The sequence below is a fragment of the Halomonas sp. AOP43-D1-4 genome, assembly GCF_052446175.1.
Taxonomy (GTDB): domain Bacteria; phylum Pseudomonadota; class Gammaproteobacteria; order Pseudomonadales; family Halomonadaceae; genus Vreelandella; species Vreelandella citrativorans.
On the sequence record NZ_JBQSVY010000005.1, the window covers coordinates 220,785 to 240,763 of the forward strand.

The window sequence follows — 19,979 nt, forward strand, 5'->3', positions numbered from 1 at the left end:
CGGCAATGCGCTTTTTTAAAGGCAAATAAAAACGGACCCTGAAGGTCCGCTCGGTAGATGACTAGAAGGCGTAGCCTACGCCAGCTGCACCGGGATAGCGTTGCTGGTATGGCTAACCTCGTTACCTTCTTGTAGGTAGACCAGAGCTGGCTGGTGCTGTTCAAGCTCGGCTTCCGAATAGTGGGCGTAGCTACAAATAATAATCCGGTGACCGGGGGCAGCTAAATGCGCTGCCGCGCCGTTAATCGAGATCAAACGAGAGCCTTCTTCGCCACGGATCGCGTAGGTGGTAAAACGCTCACCGTTTTCAACGTTATAGATCTGGATTTGTTCGTTTTCACGAATACCGGCCATATCCAGCAGGTCGCCATCAATGGCGCAAGACCCTTCGTAGTTAAGCACTGCATGGGTAACGCGTGCCATATGGAGCTTGGCTTTGAGCATAATTGTTTGCATAACAACTCCTGGTTGCGAAGCCTGCGGCTTGGCGATAAAGCGTAATGGATCAAGCGGGCAGTTGCACGCTGAGATTATCAATCAAGCGAGCGGGACCTAGCCGAGCAGCGGCCAGTAATACCGCGTCACGAGTGGTGGTGCTGACAGGCGTTAACTCGGGCGTACGAAGCTCAAGGTAATCGGGCGTAAAGCCCGCCTTGGTAAGCTCAATAAGCCCGTTCGCCAAAATGGTTTCCAGTGACTCACCCTGTTCCAAGGCGTCGCGCAATTCACATAGCGTGCGGTAAAGCGTAGGGGCTATTATGCGTTCGGCATCGCTCAAGTAGCCGTTACGCGATGAAAGTGCCAGCCCATCGTCGGCGCGCACAATCGGCACGCCAATAATGTCAATCGGCATATGCAGGTCCTGCACACACTTGCGAATAACGGCAAGCTGCTGGTAGTCCTTCTCACCAAAGCAGGCAACGTCAGGCTGTACGAGGTTAAACAGCAGCGTGACAACGGTAGACACGCCGTCAAAGTGCCCGGGCCGTGAGCCACCGCACAGGCCCTCTCCCACGTCAGGCACGTGAACGCACGTTTGCGAGGTTAGCCCATTGGGATAAAGCGTGCTTACCGAGGGTGAAAAGAGCACGTCGCATCCGGCTGCCCCAAGCTTTGCCTGGTCATCGGTGAAGGTGCGCGGGTAGCCGTCCAGGTCTTCGTTAGGCCCAAACTGCATGGGGTTTACAAACAGGCTGGCAACGACAACATCTGCGTGCTCACGCGCCTTGGCAACCAGCGCTAAATGCCCGGCATGAAGATTGCCCATGGTCGGCACGAGCGCGATTCGCTGGCCGCGCGTTCGGTAGTCGCGCAGGAGGCTGCGCAGGTCGTTGATCTCTCGCAATGTACGCATAGTCATGTGTCGTAAGGTTACGTCGCAAACGGGCAGATTAGAAGCAGTGCTCGGGAGCTGGGAAGGCGCGCGTTTTGACCGCCTCGTGGAAGTCCTGAAAGGCGCCCTGAATATTGCCAGCATCTGCCATGAAGTTTTTCACAAACCGCGGCGGGCGGCCATGGGTGACGCCGAGCACATCATGCATGACCAGAATTTGACCATCGGTATCGGGGCCTGCACCAATTCCGATGACCGGTACATCAAGTGCGTTGGTAATGGCCTTCCCCAGGCTTGCCGGTACGCACTCCAGTAATATAACCGAAGCGCCCGCCTCAACCAGCACTTTGGCATCCTGCAGGATACGCTCTGCCTGGGTGGTGTCTCGTCCTTGTACCTTGTAGCCACCTAACTGATAAACCGCCTGTGGCGTTAAGCCCAAGTGGGCGCATACGGGCACGCCGCGGCGTGTTAGCTCACGGATCCCCTCGGCCATCCAGGCTTCGCCTTCTACCTTGACCAGTTCCGCACCGGCACGCATGAGGGCTGCGCCGTCTTCCAGCATGCGCTGCGTAGAGGCGTTACTCATAAACGGCAGGTCAACCATCAACAGACTATGGCCTTTGCCGCGTGCGGCACAGCGGGTGTGGTAGCAAATATCGTCGACTGTCACGGGGAGCGTGCTGGTATGCCCCTGGAGCACCATGCCGAGCGAGTCACCCACCAAAAGCACGTCGATACCGGCGTGGCTCGCCGCTTGGGCAAAGGAGGCATCGTAAGCGGTTAAGCAACTAAACGTTTCGCCAGCGCGCTTGTAGGCCTGTAGCGTGCTTAGAGTCACGGGTTTCATGGCATGCTCTCACTCGTCGTGGCCGCTGCGGCATGGGCAGCCGGCCGTTGTTAATATCACGCTGTTGCAATGTTCTTAAAAACGGTTTTTGAAAATAGTTCTTAAAAAACGGGTCTTAAAAAATGGGCCCTGAAAGACAAACCAGAACGTTAGTGTGTGGGCTGGAAAACGATTGTTACCCGGTCCAGTGTTGTGTGTAGAGGCTAGGGTAGCAAGATAACCGCTTAGGCAGGGCCATCTTCGACTAAACGCTGAATGCCTGGTTCGGGGATTTGATTTAGCCATTCGCTTACCGGCTGCTGGCGAAGCGTCAGCGTTGCATCCAGTTCCGCCAGGGGAGCGAGCACAAAGGCGCGCTCGAGCATACGCGGATGGGGAACGTTTAAACGCGGATAGGCAATTGCCTGCTGGTCAAAAAGCAGTAAATCCAGATCCAGCGTGCGTGGGCCCCAGTGGCGTAGCCGCTGGCGCCGGTGCTGTTGTTCCAGCGCCTGTAGTTGGTCAAGCAGCGCCAGCGGTGAAAGGCGCGTTGTCAGGGCGACTACTGCGTTGACAAAATCCGGCTGGTCCTGGGGGCCAACTGGGCGGCTCGCGTAAAGTGAGGAGGTGGCCGTCAACTGGCTCAAGGGCAGCAGGGCAAGTGCCGAAATCGCCTGGCGCACCTGCCTGATAGGATCATCAAGGTTACTACCCAAGCCAATATACGTAAGCGATGTCGGGCTCATGCGTTGCTCACTTTTCCGATTTGCGCGTGGGTTTACGGCGCCGTTTGCGGCGGCGGTCGCCCTGGCTTGCCGGGTCGCCCCCAATTTTTTGTAGCAAGCGAAGCTGCTCATGCTCGTCGCCCTGCTGGAAGGCCGTCCACCAGTCGCCCAAGCCGCGCGGGATTTCGCCCGCCTGCTCACGCAGCAGTAGTAAGTCGTAAGCGGCACGAAACCGTGGGTGCTCGCGGGTTTGGAACGCACGCTTGCCGCGTCGTAACGGCAGACGTGCCTGTAGCTCCCAAATATCGCGCATGGGCATGCCAAAGCGTTTAGGGATAGAGGTATGTTCCAATTGACGCGACACCACCTCCTGCGATGCCGTTTGCAGTGCCGGTATCGCGGGCATGCCTTCACTTTCAAGCTCGGCCTGGCGATTGGCAACCGGGGCCCATAAGAAGGCGGCCAGCAGGAAGGCAGGCGTCACTGGGCGGCCTTCGGCAATGCGCTTATCGGTATTGGCCAAGGCGAATTCAATGAGCTTTTCCGCCCACGCCGCATCGGCCATCGCCTCTTCCGATTCGGGGAAGAGCATGCCAAACAGGCCGTAATGGCTAAGCAGGCGGAAGGTTGCCAACCCATAGCCTGACATAAACATCTTGAGCACTTCATCAAATAGCCGTGCAGGCGGAATTTGCAGCAACAGCGGCGCAAGGTCGTACATCGGCGCTTCGGTGTCAGGCTCAATAGTGAAGTCGAGCTTGGCCGCGAAGCGAACGGCGCGCAGCATACGTACCGGGTCTTCCCGGTAGCGGGTGGCCGGGTCGCCAATCAGGCGCAGCGTGCGCGATTCAATATCACGCGCACCGTTGGCAAAGTCGTGAAGGCTGAAGTCGGCAATGTTGTAATACAGCGCATTAACGGTGAAGTCACGCCGTAAGGCATCTTCCTCAATGCTGCCCCATACATTGTCTCGCAGCAGCAAGCCGGCGTCCGACTGGTGAGCGATATTCTCGCCGTGTTCGTCTTGTGGCTTGCCACGGAACGTAGTGACTTCGATGACCTCGCGCCCAAAGCGGACATGGACAATACGAAAGCGTCGGCCAATCAAACGCGAATTGCGAAACAGGTCACGCACCTGCTCCGGCGTGGCGTTGGTGGCAACGTCAAAGTCCTTGGGCATTTTGCCAAGCAGCGCATCGCGAATACATCCGCCCACCAGGTAGGCGTCGAAGCCTGCACCGCTAAGGCGGTAAAGCACTTTTAGCGCAGCGTCGCTGATATGTTGGCGAGAAACAGGGTGCTCGGACCGAGGGATAATGCGTGGGCTGAGAGCGGTTCCACTCTCTTGGGGATCGAGCAGGGTTTTCAATTGCTCTCCCGGGCTATGTAAGAAACGGGTAAATCCTTTGAACATGCGGCGATATCGACTCGCAGGGTATCGAAAAAGTGACCGTGAAGTAAGCGGTAAGCCGATGAGTGTAGCCGACCCCTTTACGCTTGCAAAGCACCTCGGGCAGGTTTACGAACGCCTTCCCCTTTAAACGCGGAAAGGGGAGGCTAAAAGAGCCTCCCCTGTAAAGCATTTAATCAGCGTCCATGCTGCTGTTTTTCTTCATGATGGCACATCGCCCTGAATACGCACCGCAGTCGATAGACAGTATCCGACCGCCTCGTATTCAAAACAATAATCCAACCGCGAACTTTTCTTCCCCGACGTATTATTGTTGTTTCCGGGGGTGTACACACTCACTGCTATTATTCTTGTTGGGGCGCAGATCATTTGGTGTACGTCGCGTCCATTTTGGGCACTTGCTACCTGTTGTTTTTATTAGCTGCGCTTATTGTGCTTAGCGCCAGCAAGTCATGAGATTGAAGCCTGTTGTTATTATTAGTGCTGTTATCTCCCCTGGCCTTGTTGTTTTTGTTATGGCTCAGGTTGGGGTGGTGTCATGTTGTTTTTGTTAGTGACCCACCGCTTGGCCCAGTTTATTTTTCTTACCTAGTAATATTGCACTCGTCGTGCCACTTGTTTAAATGTTTATTCATTTCATGTGCTTATGATTATTTTTTTATTTTGAGGAACTTCGGTGATAGATAAGTGTTACCGTTTTTGGTCCGATTTTTTACGGGCATTGTGTGGGTAGGTAACAATGATTGGGTAACGTAAATCGGTTATTTTTTATTTAAATCAGTATAGTAGACGATGGTCGTAAGTACTTGGTGTGAGGCCCTGGCGGGCCGGCCAGTCAGCGGCGTCAGTTGGGACGCCGAGCAGTTTTTTTACGCGGGATGCCAAGCCGTTGGCGTCGTTCCCACAGGTTTTTACGACTAATGCCCAGTTTTTGAGCCAGCTCGGTTTCGCTCATCAGGTCTTGATGCTCAAGCACAAAGTGCTGGAAATAGTCTTCCAAAGAGAGATCATCCTCATCCTCCGCTGGCGTGCTCTCGTCGCTGGAGGAGGCCGCTAAACTCGCCTGTGAATGGGCACGAGGCGGTGCAGGTGCCAGTCCGAGATCATCCGGGTGAATCAGATGGCCTTCGGCTAAAATCACGCCTCGCTCCAGGGCGTTTTCAAGCTCACGAACGTTACCTGGCCACGGGTAATCACGCAGGTCCTGGCGGGCGGCCCTTGAAAGCCGTAGGCCGGGGCGTTCGTGACGCGTGCACGCTTTATCCAGCAAGATATCGGCAATCTGGAGCACGTCGTCTTCGCGTTCGCGCAGCGGGGGGAGCTCGATCTGCATCACGTTTAAGCGGTAGTAAAGGTCCAGGCGAAATTCACCACTTTTGGATAAGGCACGCAGGTCGCGGTGGGTCGCGGCAATCAGGCGGACATTAACGTGGCGGGTTTCCACAGAACCAATCTTGCGGATTTCTCCCTCCTGTAACACACGCAGCAGGCGTGCCTGAGCATCAAGGGGCAGTTCACCAATCTCATCAAGAAACAGCGTGCCCTGGTCGGCGGCCTCCACTAGGCCGGTGCGTGATGCGCTGGCGCCGGTAAACGCGCCTTTCTCATGGCCGAACAGTTCAGACTCAATCAGCGTTTCGGGAATAGCGGCACAGTTAACGCTGATTAGCGGGGCGCTGGCGCGCTTGCTTTGTTGGTGAATAGCCCGCGCAACCAGCTCTTTACCGGTACCTGATTCTCCTAAAATCAGCACGGTCACATCGGCCGGGGCGGTTTTGCGGATACGCGTATAGACCTGCTGCATGGCCGCGCACTCGCCAATCATCATCTGCTGGCTGCCACCATCATCAGTAATCGCAGGGGGCTCGCCATGCTGCATCGACTGCTGATGCAATATACGCTCAACGGTCTCCAGCATTTCAGTGTGGTCAAACGGCTTGGCGATATAATCGACGGCACCTTGTTTTAAGGCATCTACCGCTGAGCGCATGCTGGCATAGCTGGTCATGATCAGCACCGGTGCGGGAGCAGCAGCGCCAATCAACGTGGTGCCAGGTTCGCCCGGCAGACGCAGGTCACTGATGATGAGGTCGAACTCAGAAAGCGTTAGTTGGTTGGCCTCTTCAACGCTACCTGCTTCGCTGACGGTGTAGTCATGACGCTCAAGCAGGCGCTTTAGCGCACTGCGAATAATCGCTTCATCTTCAACAATCAGAATCCTGGGCATAGGGTCGCTGGCCATCCTGTTGGTAAAGCGGCAGCCAAAGCGTAATGGCCGTGCCGCGAGGCTCGTTGGGCGGCGGCGAGGCCACGTCTATTCTGCCTTGGTGCTCGTTGATAATTTGATACGCAAGCGACAGCCCAAGTCCTGTGCCTTCGCCTGCAGGTTTGGTCGTGGTGAATGGCTCAAACAAGTGGTCACGCACGCGAGGATCAATTCCCTGGCCGTTATCCGTTACCCGCCACCAGGCACTGCCTGCCTGCTGCCCTGCGGTAATCACCACCTGGCCGCCGGGCATGCAAGCGTCCCTGGCGTTGCTAAGCAGGTTGACCATCACCTGGGTTAAACGCTGAGCATCCCCACGTACCACAAGACCATCAGGGCATGCATTGGTCAACGTTACATCCTCACCCGAGCGCGCCAGGTGGATCAAGTTTAATGCGTCTTCGCTTAGCGTGTTAAGCGCCGCAGGAGACGCGGGCGGCGGGCCCGCCTGGCGCCCGCCATGCGCAAAGCCGACCAGCGAGTTCACAATGGTCGTTACGCGCCGGGTTAGCTGCTGGATCTGATCCGCAGTCTCTAGCAGAGCGGGGTCGTTGGTATCGTAGCGTAAATTTTGCGCCAGTGACGAAATCCCGGTAATCGGGTTGCCAATCTCGTGGGCAACGCCGGCTGCCAACTGGCCAATAGAAGCCAGGCGGGCAGCATGGACCAACTCATCTTCCAGCCACTTCATCTCGGTGTGGTCTTCGACCAACACCACGCTGCCGCCTCGGCTGTCGTGGCCGCTAAGCTCGGCTTTATGCAGGGTAAGAAAGTAATCCTTGCCGTGCAGCGACACCGCCTGCTTATAAAGCGGTGTGTGGGAGGCCAGCAAGACGTTGCCCAATAGCTCAGGCCACGGCGCAGGTAAATTATCGCAGCGCGCGCCAATCACGCTTTCGCCGCTGATGCCAGAAAGCTGGGAAAGCGCCTCGTTCCACATCAAAAGCTCTTTGTCATCGCCAAATACGCACAGGCCAACAGGAAGATAAGCCAGCGTTTGGCGGTGGTGGCGGCGCAGTCCGTCAAGCTCTCGGGCAAGCCCGGTCAGGCGTGAACGGTAGGCTTCCAGGCGGCTCTCCACAAAGTGGATATCGTCCGTTACCGGGGCGTCGTCATGGCGGTAGGGCAGGTAGCGGTCGACAATGTCACGTGCGACCGAAGGCCCCATTAAGCCTGACAGGTTGGCCTGAATACGGTCACGCAGGCGGCGCAGTGCGTAAGGGCGGCGTTCTTGTGGCGTAAACTTGAGCGCTTTTAATGCTCTGGATACTTCTCGCTGGGCGGCTTCATCGCCGATCGCTTGCGCCAGGTGCGTAGAAAAGTCAGCAGCGGTGGCAGCCTCCAGCGGTAGCCGCTTGGAGCGGATAACGGCATCGACGGAGCACGCCTCGGCGGCTGATTTTTCGCCCTCTGAAATACGTGTAAACAGCGAAATAACCATCAAGAGAACAATGTTGGTCGCCAGTGATACCAGCGTTACCGTGTACCAGGGCGGCGCACTGTCGCTCATCAGGTGACTAAAGGGCAGTGCGGGGGTCGGGAACGTGAAGATAAGCGGTAGCCAAAGCCCCCAAAGCCACAGGATGACACCTGCGATAAGGCCAACAACCATGCCTTTGCGATTTGCACCTGGCCAGTAAAGCAGTGCCAGCATGCCGGGCAAGCACTGCGCCATACCCACAAAAGAGGCCATGCCCAGGCTCACGAGGTCGTGATGGCGCCCAACCCCCTCATAAAATAGCCAGCCGCTAACAATCACGCCGACCACCAAGGCTCGGCGTAGCCAGAGTAGCCAGCCATAAAGATCGCTACGCGCTTCGGGCGGCCTGGCCACCAGTACAATATGGTTGAGCACCATGCCGGATAGCGCCAGGGCGATCATGATCATCGTACCGGTGACCGCAGCGAGCCCGGCCAGAAATGCCAGTGCTTTGACCCACCAGTGTTCGCTGATCATATACACCGCGTAGGCCGTGATCGGAAGCTCGTTATTGACCGATTGAGCGGCCCACCAGATAAGTGGTATCGGCAAGGCCATCAATAACAGGTAAAGCGGTAATGTCCAGCTGGCCTGAAGCAGGGTGTGACGTGACAGGTTTTCGGCAAAGGTAATATGAAATAGATGGGGCATCATGAACGCGGCTGCAAAAAACAGCAGTAACAGCGTGCGCCATTGAGCGTCATCCAGCTGATAGGTTGCCTGCTGGGCTTGTAGGCCTGGCCCCTCAAGCCAGCGTTGTAAATCATTGGGTCCATCAAACACAAGCCATAAGGCCACCGCGCCCAGGCACAGCATGGCGAGTAGTTTGATCAAAGACTCAAGCGCCAACATGCTGATTAACGGATCCTGGCGCGTATGGCTATGTCGGGCTCCGAACATCACGGCGAGTACCGCAATCAGCCCACAAAATAGCAGGGCGACCGCGGAACTATAGGCACTACCGGTGAGCCATTGAATAGCGCTGCTCAAGGTTTGAACTTGAATGCCTAACAGCGGCAGCACGGCCAAAAGACTGATTAACGTGACCAGCGAGCCTGCCCAGCGCGAACGAAACCGGAACGCAAACAGGTCCGCGAGTGAGGCGAGCTGATACGTGCGGGTAATCCGCTGGATAGGCACTAGCAGGACCGGAGCAAGTAAAAAGGTACCGGCCGCGCCCAGGTAGTAAGCCAGGTAGCCAAACCCTGCCTGGGCCGCAAGTTCAACGCTGCCATAAATTGCCCAGGCGCTGGCATAAACGCCGAGAGCGAGGGTGTAAACGATGGGGTGGCGGGTAACGTATGTAGGCAACCAGCCGCGCTCAACGGCGACGCCACAGCTAAACATCAGCCCCAGGAAGCCCAGGCCGAGCAGTAAAACGCCGGTTAACTCAACGCTCATCTAACTTCCTTTTTTGCTCAAGCCATAGCGTGAGCGCAATCAACACGCCCCAGATAGCGAACGGGCGGTACCAGGCCGTGCTCGGATTGCTCCAGCCGTCCATTAATAACGGAGAGAGCAAATAACCGCCAAACACCAAAAACAGCATGATGCGATAGACATACATGGAGAACTCCTTACGGCGAGCGGCGGTGTTCGGTGGGGGAAAGGCGCTCAATCGCCCAGTTTGCCACTGCCCAGTGTAGCTGGCTGGCAGGAGGTTCGGTGGCCAGAGCGGCCGGCGGTGCTTGATCAAGCGCTTGAAGCGCCTGAAAAAGCTGGCGCCGCCTGCCGTCTTCATCCTCGGCAAGCGCCGGGGCCAGGTTCTGTTTTGAAAGCTTTTGGCCGTCTGGGGTGACGACCAGTGGCAAATGTAAATAGCGCGGTTCTGGTAGCTTCAAAGCGCTTTGAAGCTGACGCTGCCAAGGGGTGTTGTCGAGTAAATCGAGCCCACGAACCACGTCGGTAATACCCTGCTCGGCATCGTCAACGACGACCGCCAACTGATAAGCCCAAAGACCATCCTTGCGCTTAAGTACCACGTCACCCAGCGCTACTGGGTCAAACTGCTGCGCGCCAAACAGACGGTCCTGCCAGACAATCGGGCGCTTGGCCAGGTCACTGCGTAACCGCCAGGCAACCGGCTTATCCGGCTCCCTTAATCCGTCACGGCACCAGCCTGGATAAATAGCATGCGATTGCCACTGTTTGCGTGAGCAGCTACAAGGATACGCCAAGCGCTGATCAATGAGTTGATCCAGCGCTTGTTGATAAGCGTCATGGCGGTTGTGCTGCCAGCATAGCGTTTCATCCCACTGTAAGCCAAAGCGTTCCAGCTGGCGCAAAATGGTGGCGTCTGCCCCTTGGGGGCAGCGCGGTGGGTCGATATCTTCAATACGCACCAGCCAGCGCCCGCCAGCGGCACGGGCATCCAGATAACTGCCGAGCGCTGCAACAAGCGAACCAAAATGCAAAGGCCCTGAAGGAGTGGGGGCAAAGCGCCCCCGGTAGCTGATAGAAGACATCATGCAAACCTTTACCCAAAACAAAAGCGGGCACCCAAAGGTGCCCGCTTCAGCGTTAGCGTACCAAGGGGTTAAATAACCGACTTAGCCGCCAAGCTGTTTTTCTTTAAGTTCCGCCAGGGTTTTGCAATCAACGCAAAGGGTGGCGGTAGGACGGGCTTCCAAACGACGAATACCGATTTCAACGCCGCATGCTTCGCAGAAACCATAATCGTCGTCGTCGATATTTTCGATGGTTTCATTGATTTTCTTGAGCAGCTTGCGCTCGCGGTCGCGAGTGCGCAGTTCAAGGCTAAAGCCTTCTTCCTGCGTTGCCCGGTCGGCGGGGTCGGCGTAGTTGTTGGCGTCTTCCTGAAGGTGGCGCACGGTGCGGTCCACCTCTTCCATGAGGTCTTGCTTCCAGTCCAACAGCAGCTGACGAAAATGCGCCAACTGCTTATCGTTCATGTACTCTTCACCCGGTGCCGACTCATACGGAGTGAAGGACTTGGCCGCTTCCGGTTTTTTTTCCGCTACTGGCATGGGATTGCCCCTTACGTATATGACTGCTGATCGATCATGAGCGTATGCCACGATCTCACGCCAAAGGGATGCTTGTTTAGCTGAAAAACTCCCGCTTTGCAAGCATAATGGTGCGTTTGCGACTATGGTCCTACTGCTTGTAAGACCCCTGTCATGCTTTAACTTTGCTAGATGAAGGAGCCGTTATGGCCTGGAACCCACGAATCAGCCACGTGGCACCTTTTCGCGTGATGCATCTATTGGAAATGGCCCAGGCGCGGGAGGCGGCGGGGCATGACGTGATTCATCTGGAGGTCGGCGAACCAGACTTTGCCACGCCTGAGCCGATCATTGCGGCAGGCCAACAGGCCCTATCACGTGGCCAGACGCGTTACACTCCCGCCGCCGGGCTGCCTGCGCTGCGTGAGGCCATTGCCAGGCACTACGCTGAACACTTTAATGCTGACGTGGACCCTGCCCGAATTCTGGTTACGCCGGGTGCATCCGGCGCGCTGCTGTTGGCAAGCCAACTGCTTGTAGAGAGCGGTGACCGGGTGCTGATGGCGGACCCCAATTATCCATGCAACCGCCACTTTATGGCGTTGGCAGGCGCTGAAGTTGACGCGGTTTCCGTGGGGCGTGAGAGCGGCTGGCAGTTGGATGCCGGCTTGGTCGAGCGGCACTGGCGTGATGAAACCCGGCTGGCCATGCTGGCTTCGCCCTCCAACCCTACCGGGCACACCTTGAGTGCTGAGCAGCTGACTCAAGTGCTGGACGCTGTGGCCACGCGCTCGGGCGAAGTGATCGTTGATGAGATCTATCAAGGGCTCAACTACGACGATGTTCCGCTGTCTGCGACATCACTTTCCAGCGAAGCGTTTGTGGTTAACAGCTTCTCAAAATATTTCGGTATGACCGGCTGGCGCCTGGGCTGGCTGGTCGCGCCGCAGCGCGCGGTTGAACCCTTGACCCGGCTTGCCCAGAACGTCTTTCTGGCAGCTTCTACCCCGTCTCAGCATGCAGCGCTTGCCGCTTTCACTCCCGAGTGCCGGGCGATTCTAGAGCAGCGTCGTGAAATTCTCGCCGAGCGCCGTCAGGTCTTGCTTGATGGGCTGGCGACGCTTGGCCTAGCGCCCGACTTACCGCCTCAAGGCGCGTTTTATGTCTGGCTGGATATCTCGCACTATAGCCGCGATAGCCAGGCCTTTTGTGAACGGCTGCTGGAAGAGGAAAACGTAGCCATTACCCCCGGTATTGATTTTGCCGTGCGCGGTGGCGAGCACCATGTGCGGATTGCGTTTACCAATGATGTTGCTCGGCTTGAGGAGGCCGTGGCGCGGATCACCCGCTTCGTGGGGCGGCTATGACGCTGGCCCCTTCGCTGCACTCCTCATTGCCTTCTCCATTGGGTTATCCGTCACTGGTGCCCGGTACGCTGCTGCGCCGCTATAAGCGTTTTTTTGCTGACGTGCGCTTGGACGATGGCCGAGAAGTGGTAGCGCACTGCCCCAATACCGGGTCGATGAAAGCCGTCAATGTGCCCGGCTGCCGAGTGTGGCTGTCACCCAGTGATAATCCCAAGCGCAAGCTTTTATGGACATGGGAGCTCATTGAGCTGCCCCAGCCCGATGGCAGCGTGTCGTTGGTATCGGTTCATACGGGACGAACCAACCGGATTGTCGAGGCGGCGCTCAGTGCTAACCAACTGGAGGCGCTCGCCGGTTATGCCTGCCAGCGTCGTGAGGTAAAGGTCGGGGAGTCGCGGCTTGATTTTCTGCTTGAGGACCCGGTGAAAGGGCGCGCGTACATTGAGGTCAAACAGGTAACCCTCAAAGAGCAGGATGGATACGGTTATTTCCCCGATTCGGTAAGCGTGCGCGGGCTTAAACACCTACAGGCGTTAAGTGCGTTGGCCTTGCAGGGAGAGCGGGCCGTGCTGCTGTTTTGTATTGCCCACGAAGGTATTAATGATGTTGCACCCGCTGCACATATCGACGCCGCCTATGCGGCAGGGCTTGAGGCGGCGGTTGCCAGCGGTGTTGAAGTGCTCGCGTATGGTACGAGCACCCAGTGGAAGGAGGGCGTTCCGGTCAGCGTAACGCTTGCGCGCACGCTGCCGGTTCGCTTAACGGCGACGTACGCGAAAGATGGCGATCTCGCCGAAGAGGTTGGGCCACCACTTTGAGGTCCAGTGCCCGCGGCGCTCGCCCACACCCACGGCACGATCCACGATGACCAGGCCCTTTTCACGGCACAGTTGTTCGAAGTCGTTAAAGGTCGACAAGTGAATGTTGGGCGTGTCGTACCAGGCGTGAGGCAGCGACTTGGAGACCGGCATGTAGCCGCGTAGACCCAGGTAGACGCGGTGACGCCAGTAGGCAAAGTTGGGGAAGGTGATAATGCCTTCGTCAGCGACGCGCAGCATTTCATCAAGCATTTTGTCGGGGCGGCGCAGTGCCTGGAGTGCTTGGGTCATGATGACTAGGTCGTAGCTGTGATCGCAAAAGCTGGCCAGTCCGTCGTCCAGGTTGTGCTCTATCACGCTGACACCGCGTGCCACGCAGCTGGTAATGCCGTCTGGGTCGATCTCCAGACCGTAGCCAGTAACGCTCTTGTCGCGGGCCAGACTCTCCAGAAGCTCGCCATCGCCGCAGGCGAGATCCAGTACGTGAGCGCCTTTAGGCACCCAGTCGTAAATCAGTTCAAGGTCGGCGCGCATCAACGGGTCTCCTCCAGGCCTAGCTCACGAGCAGTACGGTTCATAAAGGCGCTGAACAGCGCTTCATAACGCGGCTCTGGTAGCAAGAACGCATCGTGCCCATGGGGCGACGCAATATTGGCGTAGCTAACCGACTTGCCCGCTCGGATAAGGGCATCGACCAGCTCACGGGAACGGGCGGGCGGGAAGCGCCAATCGGTAGTGAAACTGACAATCAAGAAAGGGCATTGTGCAGGGGCAAGCGCTTTGGCCAGGTCACCGCCGCAGGTGGCGGCCGGGTCGAAATAGTCCAGCGCCTTGGTCATCAGAAGATAGGTATTGGCATCAAAGGCGGTGGAGAACGCGTCGCCCTGGTAGCGCAGGTAGGACTCGACCTGGAACTCAACATCGAAGCCGAAGTTAAGGTCGTCGCTTCTAAGGTCGCGCCCGAACTTGCTGCCCATGGCGTCTTCTGACAAGTAGGTGATATGTCCCACCATGCGTGCCAGTTTCAACCCGCGCTTGGGTACGGTGTCATGCTCGGCGTACCAGCCGCCGAAGAACTCGGTGTCTGAGCGAATGGCCTGACGGGCTACTTCGTTAAACGCAATGTTCTGCGCTGAAAGCCGGGGCGTTGCGGCAATTACCACGGCATTTGCTACTCGCTCAGGGTAGGTTATTGTCCACTGCAGTACCTGCATGCCACCGAGGCTTCCGCCCACGGCGGCCGCCCAGCGCTCAATCCCCAGATGGTCGGCCAGGCGTGCCTGGCTTGCGACCCAGTCGCTGACCGTGACCATGGGGAAATCTGGCCCCCACTGGCGACCGGTTTCAGGGTTGTGGCTAACCGGGCCGGTGCTGCCGTGACAGCCGCCCAGGTTATTCAGGGAAACGACAAAGAAGCGATTGGTGTCGATCGATTTACCTGGCCCAATGTGCGCATCCCACCAGCCGGGCTTTCGGTCATCCAGACTGTGATAGCCCGCCGCGTGGTGGTGGCCGGAAAGCGCGTGGCAAATCAACACCGCATTGCTGCGTTCGGCGTTTAACGTGCCGTAGGTCTCATAGATCAGCTCATATTCCGGAAGTACTTTTCCACAGGCGAGGGCAAGTGGCGTGTCGAACTGCGCAATATGAGGCGTGACAAGACCAACGGCGTCCGTTGGTCGGTCAGCAAGGGCAAGCGTGTCTGAGTCGGGCATCGAAAGCGTTAGTCCTGCAAAAAGGGTTCTTCTGAATAAAGCCGGGGGAAAGCGGGGCTAAAACCTTAAAGCCCTACCAGGGCCCCTGAAATGCCGGCAGCACGGATCAGAGAGCCAACCACCAGGCCATCAAGAAGATTAATGGCAATAAAGACCACAATGGGGGACAGGTCGATCATTCCCAGCGGTGGAATCACCCGGCGTACCGGCGCCATGATGGGCTCAACCACCTGCATGACCAGCAGTGCGCCCGGGTGGCTGGCATTCGGAGCCACCCAGCTCAAAATGATCATCACAATCAGAGCGAAAAAGTAGATCTTTAAGATCGCATTGGCAATCGCCGCCACCCCGGCAATCAGTAGCCCGGCAATGGGCGGGATGCCAATGCCGATCACCATGAAGATAGCCACCATGCTCACTACTTTTAGCACAAAGCCTGCGGCGAGCGTGGCAAGGTCGAAACGGCCCGCCACAGGGCCCAAAAAGCTCTGAAAAGGCCTCACGACAGGCTGGGTGATCTTAACCACCGACTGACTTAGCGGGTTATAGTAGTCCGCCCGCGATGCCTGCAATAAGAATCGCAGCATCAGTAAAAATAAATAGATATTGATCAGCGAGTTAACTAGCGTTAACCCGGCGCTACCCAATTGACTGCCCATTGCTGGTGTCTCCGTTACGTTAGATGATTCAGTGGCTGCTTAATTCACGGGCCATTTCCTGGGCGCGCTTGGCACAGGCTTCCATGGCATCGGCAATGGTAGTGCGCAACTGCGCCTCTTCCAGATGATGAATCGCGCGCTCAGTGGTGCCGCCTGGCGACATCACGTTCTGCTTGAGCGTGGCAGGGTCTTTGTCACTCTTCTGCGCCATGGTAGCGGCGCCCAGCGCCGTTTGGATGGCCAAGCGGCGCGCCGTTTCAGCCGGTAAGCCAAGCGTTACGGCAGCCTCTTCCATGGCTTCAAGCATTAAAAAGAAATAGGCCGGGGCGCTACCGGAAACCGCCGTTACCGCGTCCAAAAGCGGCTCTTCTTCCACCCACTCAACAATGCCGACAGCTTCCATTAGCTGAGTGGCGATATCGCGCTGGGCATCGCTCACGGCTGAATTGGCGAACAGGCCGCTGGCGCCGTATCCCACCAGCGAAGGTGTATTGGGCATGCAGCGGACCAGAGCGTTATTGCCTCCCAGCCACTGGTCGATGGTCGCGGCGTCCAGGCCTGCTGCAATGGAGATCACCAGCGGGCGCTGTTGCTGAATAGTCTCCCGCAGCTTTTCACATACCACCCGCATGATTTGCGGCTTAACGGCCAGCACCACCACGTCAGCGTGACTGACGGCAACGTTGTTGTCGGTGTGAATATTAATACCCAGGCGCTCTTTTACCGGCGCAAGCTCGCTGCTGCTGGGCGCGGTGGCGGTAAGGTCCGTGGGTGCAACACCGCTGTCGATAAGGCCGCCGATAATAGCGGTCGCCATATTGCCTGCGCCGATGAAAGTGATCTTATTTGTCATGTGCGTGTCCTTTGTTATGAATTGACTGCGCCGCGCGCACCGAAAATAGCGGTGCCTAAGCGTACCAGTGTGGCACCTTCCATGACGGCGGCTTCAAGGTCATCACTCATGCCCATTGAAAGCGTATCTAATGGGGCCTGAGGCAGCGTTGTCTGTAGTTCTGTCAGCAGGTGCCTTAGTTCGGCTAACGGCTTACGCTGCGCCTCTAGCGTGTCCGCTGGTGCGGGAATTGCCATTAAACCGCGCAGCCGTAAACGGGGTAGCTGGGCTACCTCATGGGCCAGCGCCCTAACGTCTTCAGGCATCACCCCCGATTTAGACGCCTCACGGCTAATATTAACCTGTAAACATATATTTAACGGCGCTAAATGACCTGGGCGCTGCTCGCTGAGCCGGTTGGCAATTTTTAAACGGTCAACGCTATGCATCCAGTCAAAGTGCTCTGCCACCGCGCGGGTTTTATTCGACTGTAGCGGGCCAATGAAATGCCACACAATATCGTTCAGGTCAGCAAGTTCGGTCTGCTTGTCTAATGCTTCTTGCAGGTAGTTTTCGCCGAACGCCCGCTGACCAAGTGCATAAGCCTGGCGAATCAGAGGGGCTGGCTTGGTTTTACTCACCGCAAGCAGCGTTGCGTCATTTAAAGGACGCTTGGCCTCTAAAAGCGCCTGATGCAGACGTTCTCGCGCTTGGGCGAGCGACTCAGGAAGCGCGATGTCCATCATACTCAAGCACCTTACCGCAGTTGGAAGTGAGAGGGATATTACCGAACTGCGAGCATCCTCGGCAAAGTAGAATGCGTATGAACGGCCTCTTTTCGCTAATAAATATCAGCAGCTTCCATCGCCTGACGCTTAGCGTGAGTAAATGCCCCCTAATACACGCAGGCCGCTGGCACCCGTGACCGAGGGTAAGTTGCCAGGTAAATGGTGCAAACGCTGATGGGCAAGCCAGGCAAAGGCACCTGCTTCAATCCAGTCTTCTGGCCAGCCGTAAGCCGATGGCGAGGTAAACGTGGCGTTAGGTAGGTAATGGGCAAGGCGTGCCATTAAGTAGGCGTTGTGGGCGCCTCCGCCGCAGGTGATTAGGGTTGCGGGTTGGTTGTCGGGCAATAAGTGCTTAATGCCTTCGGCCACGCTGATCGCTGTTAGCTCGGCAAGTGTGGCCTGCACATCTTCGGGTGATTCCGTGCCGGTAAGGTGCTGCTTGAGCCACGTTAAGTGAAACAGTTCGCGCCCGGTGCTGCGCGGCGGCGGTTGGCGAAAGTAGGGTTCGTTGAGGCAACGCGCCAAGAGAGCGCTATCTACCTGGCCGCTTTTGGCCCAGCTGCCGTTTTGATCAAAGCGGCCGGGATAATGTTTTGCAAACCAGGCGTCCAGTAATACATTAGCCGGGCCGGTATCAAACCCTAATGCCGGCTGTTCAGCATGGCGCGGCAGCCAGGTAACATTGGCAATCCCGCCCAGGTTGAGGATGAGTTGTTCTACCGTTTGCCTGCCGAATAGCGCCTGATGAAAGGCGGGCGCAAGTGGGGCCGCCTGGCCGCCTGCCGCCAAGTCGCGGCGGCGAAAGTCGGCGACGACCGTACAGCCTGTCAGTTCCGCCAATAGGCTTGGGTTATCCAACTGCAGCGTGTAGGCGGGGCCGCCACTATGCCCATCGGGAGCGTGCTCGATAGTTTGGCCATGGCTGCCGATTGCACTGATCTGGCTGGGTGAAAGACCTTGCTGGGCCAAAAGGGTATTAATAGCCTGCGCCTGAAGATGGCAAAAGGCATTTTCGGCCAAGGCCAACTGGGCGAAACTTACCTGCTCTGCGTTACATAGCGTTAATAGTGCGCTGTGCAATGCTTCCGGCATGGGCTCGGCATGGGTGGCCACCAGCCGAGGCGGGGCGGTGGGAGTGATCGCAATAAGCGCTGCATCAATACCGTCAAGGCTGGTGCCTGACATTAAACCCATATAATAAAGCGTGGGAGCAGTGGGGAGCGTTTTCATAAAGCAGTATCCAAGGCGGTGCGAAGGCTCAACCAGGTCGGGCAGGCATGGTAACATCGTCGGCTATTGTTCATCTGTATGCCCAATGGGGCAACGTTTAGAGTGGAGAGAGGCAATGAGTGAGGTGGATCAGGCTTTAGCGCTGTTGGCGCGGGGTACGCATGAAATCCTCGTAGAGGACGAGCTTAAAAAGAAGCTGGCCTCCGGGCGCAAGCTGCGTATCAAAGCTGGTTTTGACCCCACAGCCCCTGACCTGCATTTGGGTCACAGCGTGCTTCTGACCAAAATGCGTCAATTCCAGGACCTGGGGCATACCGTTATTTTTCTGATCGGTGACTTCACTGGACGTATTGGTGACCCGACGGGTAAGAACATCACCCGCAAGCCACTGACCGAAGTCGATGTGAAAGCCAACGCGGAAACCTATAAAGAGCAGGTTTTCAAGATCCTTGATCCTGAAAAGACCGAGGTGCGCTTTAATGCGGAGTGGTTTGGCGAGCTGACCGCCGCCAAGATGATTGAGCTGGCCGCACAAAGCACCGTTGCGCGTATGCTTGAGCGGGATGATTTTGAAAAACGCTATAAAGCCAATCAGCCTATCGCCATTCATGAGTTTCTGTATCCGCTGGTCCAGGGCTATGACTCTGTGGCGCTGGAAGCGGATATCGAGTTGGGCGGCACCGACCAGAAGTTCAACCTGCTGATGGGGCGTGAAATTCAAAAGCACTTCGGCCAGGAGCCTCAAGTTGTTATCACCATGCCGTTGCTGGAAGGTCTTGACGGCGTGCAGAAGATGTCGAAGTCGCTCGGTAACTACGTGGGCGTTGATGAAGCACCGGGTTCCATGTTCAACAAGCTGGTTTCAATGCCCGATAGCTTAATGTGGCGCTACTTTGAGCTACTGTCGCTGAAATCCAACGAAGAGCTTGATGCGCTTAAGCAGAGTGTTGAGCAGGGTGCGAACCCACGTGACGTGAAAATGGAGCTGGCGCGTGAGTTGATTGCTCGCTACCACGGTGAAGAAGCCGCCGCTAATGCGCACAAGTCCGCAGGTAACCAACTGGCCGATGGCGAACTGCCTGACGATCTGCCAGAAATAGAAGTGGATTTTGAAGGCGCTGATCAAGCCCCCATTGCTGCCGTACTCAACCGTTCAGGCCTGACCAAAAACAGTGCCCAGGCGAAAGACATGCTTAAGAACGGGAGTATTAAAGTCGATGGCGACGTGGTTGCGCAGGACACCATGCTGGCAACGGGTAAGGCCTACGTTATACAGGCAGGCAAGAAACGTTACGGTCGTGTGACGCTTGTTTGAACTTTTTGAAACTATCTTCAAAAAGGCCTTGCCAAACCGGCAGCGAATCCGTAAAGTACGCATCCGCTGCCGGGGACGCCCAGCGTTACCAGCGGTGAAGAAGGTGGAAACCTTCGGTTTGTCAGGAAGTTAGCGAAGTTTAAGTCGCTTGCTTCACCCGCTGAAAACAGCGGTTGACAAACATCAGGAAATGCGTAGAATACGCCTTCCTCGCTGAGGCAAGCGGCTCCGGTCATCGAGTCGAG

19 protein-coding genes and 1 pseudogene are annotated in these 19,979 nt (G+C 56.8%); 3 read left to right on the forward strand and 17 right to left on the reverse strand.

The genetic code is table 11. From position 1 onward, the window contains the following. Positions 1–75: 75 nt before the first annotated feature. From panD to dksA, 10 genes are all read right to left on the reverse strand, one after another. A complete protein-coding gene (gene panD, locus ACT3RQ_RS07590) occupies positions 76–456 on the reverse strand; it encodes an aspartate 1-decarboxylase (protein WP_087108680.1) in 381 nt (126 codons plus the stop codon). Positions 457–505: 49 nt separating this feature from the next. Further along, positions 506–1,354 carry a pantoate--beta-alanine ligase gene (gene panC / locus ACT3RQ_RS07595; RefSeq protein ID WP_444680253.1) on the reverse strand — a complete coding sequence of 283 codons (849 nt, stop codon included), beginning with the start codon at positions 1,352–1,354 and terminating at the stop codon, positions 506–508. Between the two features lie 37 nt (positions 1,355–1,391). Continuing rightward, positions 1,392–2,183: a 3-methyl-2-oxobutanoate hydroxymethyltransferase gene (gene panB / locus ACT3RQ_RS07600; protein ID WP_172117585.1), complete on the reverse strand. Its 792-nt coding sequence runs from the start codon at positions 2,181–2,183 to the stop codon at positions 1,392–1,394. 224 nt (positions 2,184–2,407) lie between these two features. Further along, positions 2,408–2,908: a 2-amino-4-hydroxy-6-hydroxymethyldihydropteridine diphosphokinase gene (folK, locus tag ACT3RQ_RS07605; RefSeq protein WP_172117584.1), complete on the reverse strand. Its 501-nt coding sequence runs from the start codon at positions 2,906–2,908 to the stop codon at positions 2,408–2,410. Positions 2,909–2,915: 7 nt separating this feature from the next. After that, the gene (gene pcnB / locus ACT3RQ_RS07610; protein ID WP_172117583.1) at positions 2,916–4,301 is read right to left on the reverse strand and encodes a polynucleotide adenylyltransferase PcnB; all 1,386 of its coding nucleotides are present in this window, start codon (positions 4,299–4,301) and stop codon (positions 2,916–2,918) included. An 841-nt stretch (positions 4,302–5,142) separates the two neighbouring features. Next, on the reverse strand, positions 5,143–6,525 hold the full coding sequence (locus ACT3RQ_RS07615) for a sigma-54-dependent transcriptional regulator (protein ID WP_444680254.1): 1,383 nt from the start codon (positions 6,523–6,525) through the stop codon (positions 5,143–5,145). Beyond that, positions 6,503–9,445: an ATP-binding protein gene (locus ACT3RQ_RS07620; protein WP_444621374.1), complete on the reverse strand. Its 2,943-nt coding sequence runs from the start codon at positions 9,443–9,445 to the stop codon at positions 6,503–6,505. Before ACT3RQ_RS07620 ends, ACT3RQ_RS07615 begins: the two co-directional genes overlap by 23 nt. Continuing rightward, positions 9,435–9,611, reverse strand: coding sequence for a hypothetical protein (locus tag ACT3RQ_RS07625; RefSeq protein WP_172117580.1), 177 nt, complete (start codon positions 9,609–9,611; stop codon positions 9,435–9,437). The genes ACT3RQ_RS07620 and ACT3RQ_RS07625 overlap by 11 nt, the downstream gene beginning before the upstream one ends. A gap of 10 nt (positions 9,612–9,621) precedes the next feature. Next, the gene (gene gluQRS, locus ACT3RQ_RS07630) at positions 9,622–10,512 is read right to left on the reverse strand and encodes a tRNA glutamyl-Q(34) synthetase GluQRS (protein WP_444621375.1); all 891 of its coding nucleotides are present in this window, start codon (positions 10,510–10,512) and stop codon (positions 9,622–9,624) included. Between the two features lie 81 nt (positions 10,513–10,593). Then, on the reverse strand, positions 10,594–11,031 hold the full coding sequence (dksA, locus tag ACT3RQ_RS07635; protein ID WP_087108663.1) for an RNA polymerase-binding protein DksA: 438 nt from the start codon (positions 11,029–11,031) through the stop codon (positions 10,594–10,596). 185 nt (positions 11,032–11,216) lie between these two features. On the opposite strand from dksA, the gene ACT3RQ_RS07640 reads away from it, so the two are divergent. Together ACT3RQ_RS07640 and sfsA are read left to right on the forward strand one after the other, a co-directional pair. Then, positions 11,217–12,377 (forward strand): aminotransferase class I/II-fold pyridoxal phosphate-dependent enzyme, encoded by a 1,161-nt coding sequence (locus ACT3RQ_RS07640; RefSeq protein WP_444680255.1) that lies wholly within the window; start codon positions 11,217–11,219, stop codon positions 12,375–12,377. Continuing rightward, positions 12,374–13,195: a DNA/RNA nuclease SfsA gene (gene sfsA / locus ACT3RQ_RS07645; protein ID WP_444680256.1), complete on the forward strand. Its 822-nt coding sequence runs from the start codon at positions 12,374–12,376 to the stop codon at positions 13,193–13,195. The genes ACT3RQ_RS07640 and sfsA overlap by 4 nt, the downstream gene beginning before the upstream one ends. On the opposite strand, the gene metW is transcribed toward sfsA, so the two are convergent. The 6 genes from metW to ACT3RQ_RS07675 all read right to left on the reverse strand — a co-directional run bounded on the left by metW (position 13,136) and on the right by ACT3RQ_RS07675 (position 18,419). Continuing rightward, positions 13,136–13,729 (reverse strand): methionine biosynthesis protein MetW, encoded by a 594-nt coding sequence (gene metW / locus ACT3RQ_RS07650; protein WP_172117576.1) that lies wholly within the window; start codon positions 13,727–13,729, stop codon positions 13,136–13,138. The genes sfsA and metW overlap by 60 nt on opposite strands. Next, the gene (gene metX, locus ACT3RQ_RS07655) at positions 13,729–14,910 is read right to left on the reverse strand and encodes a homoserine O-succinyltransferase MetX (RefSeq protein ID WP_441679861.1); all 1,182 of its coding nucleotides are present in this window, start codon (positions 14,908–14,910) and stop codon (positions 13,729–13,731) included. The genes metW and metX overlap by 1 nt, the downstream gene beginning before the upstream one ends. A 65-nt stretch (positions 14,911–14,975) precedes the next feature. Next, on the reverse strand, positions 14,976–15,569 hold the full coding sequence (locus tag ACT3RQ_RS07660; RefSeq protein ID WP_172117574.1) for a YggT family protein: 594 nt from the start codon (positions 15,567–15,569) through the stop codon (positions 14,976–14,978). Positions 15,570–15,597: 28 nt separating this feature from the next. Then, positions 15,598–16,422 carry a pyrroline-5-carboxylate reductase gene (gene proC / locus ACT3RQ_RS07665; RefSeq protein WP_172117573.1) on the reverse strand — a complete coding sequence of 275 codons (825 nt, stop codon included), beginning with the start codon at positions 16,420–16,422 and terminating at the stop codon, positions 15,598–15,600. Between the two features lie 14 nt (positions 16,423–16,436). After that, positions 16,437–17,147, reverse strand: coding sequence for a YggS family pyridoxal phosphate-dependent enzyme (locus ACT3RQ_RS07670; RefSeq protein WP_441679865.1), 711 nt, complete (start codon positions 17,145–17,147; stop codon positions 16,437–16,439). A 129-nt stretch (positions 17,148–17,276) separates the two neighbouring features. Further along, the gene (locus tag ACT3RQ_RS07675; protein WP_444640307.1) at positions 17,277–18,419 is read right to left on the reverse strand and encodes an anhydro-N-acetylmuramic acid kinase; all 1,143 of its coding nucleotides are present in this window, start codon (positions 18,417–18,419) and stop codon (positions 17,277–17,279) included. 115 nt (positions 18,420–18,534) lie between these two features. Here ACT3RQ_RS07675 and tyrS point away from each other — a divergent pair, with 115 nt between their 5' ends. After that, a complete protein-coding gene (tyrS, locus tag ACT3RQ_RS07680; RefSeq protein ID WP_444640306.1) occupies positions 18,535–19,734 on the forward strand; it encodes a tyrosine--tRNA ligase in 1,200 nt (399 codons plus the stop codon). Between the two features lie 17 nt (positions 19,735–19,751). Here tyrS and ACT3RQ_RS07685 read toward each other — a convergent pair. Continuing rightward, positions 19,752–19,979: pseudogene (locus tag ACT3RQ_RS07685) on the reverse strand (hypothetical protein); the annotation flags it as partial.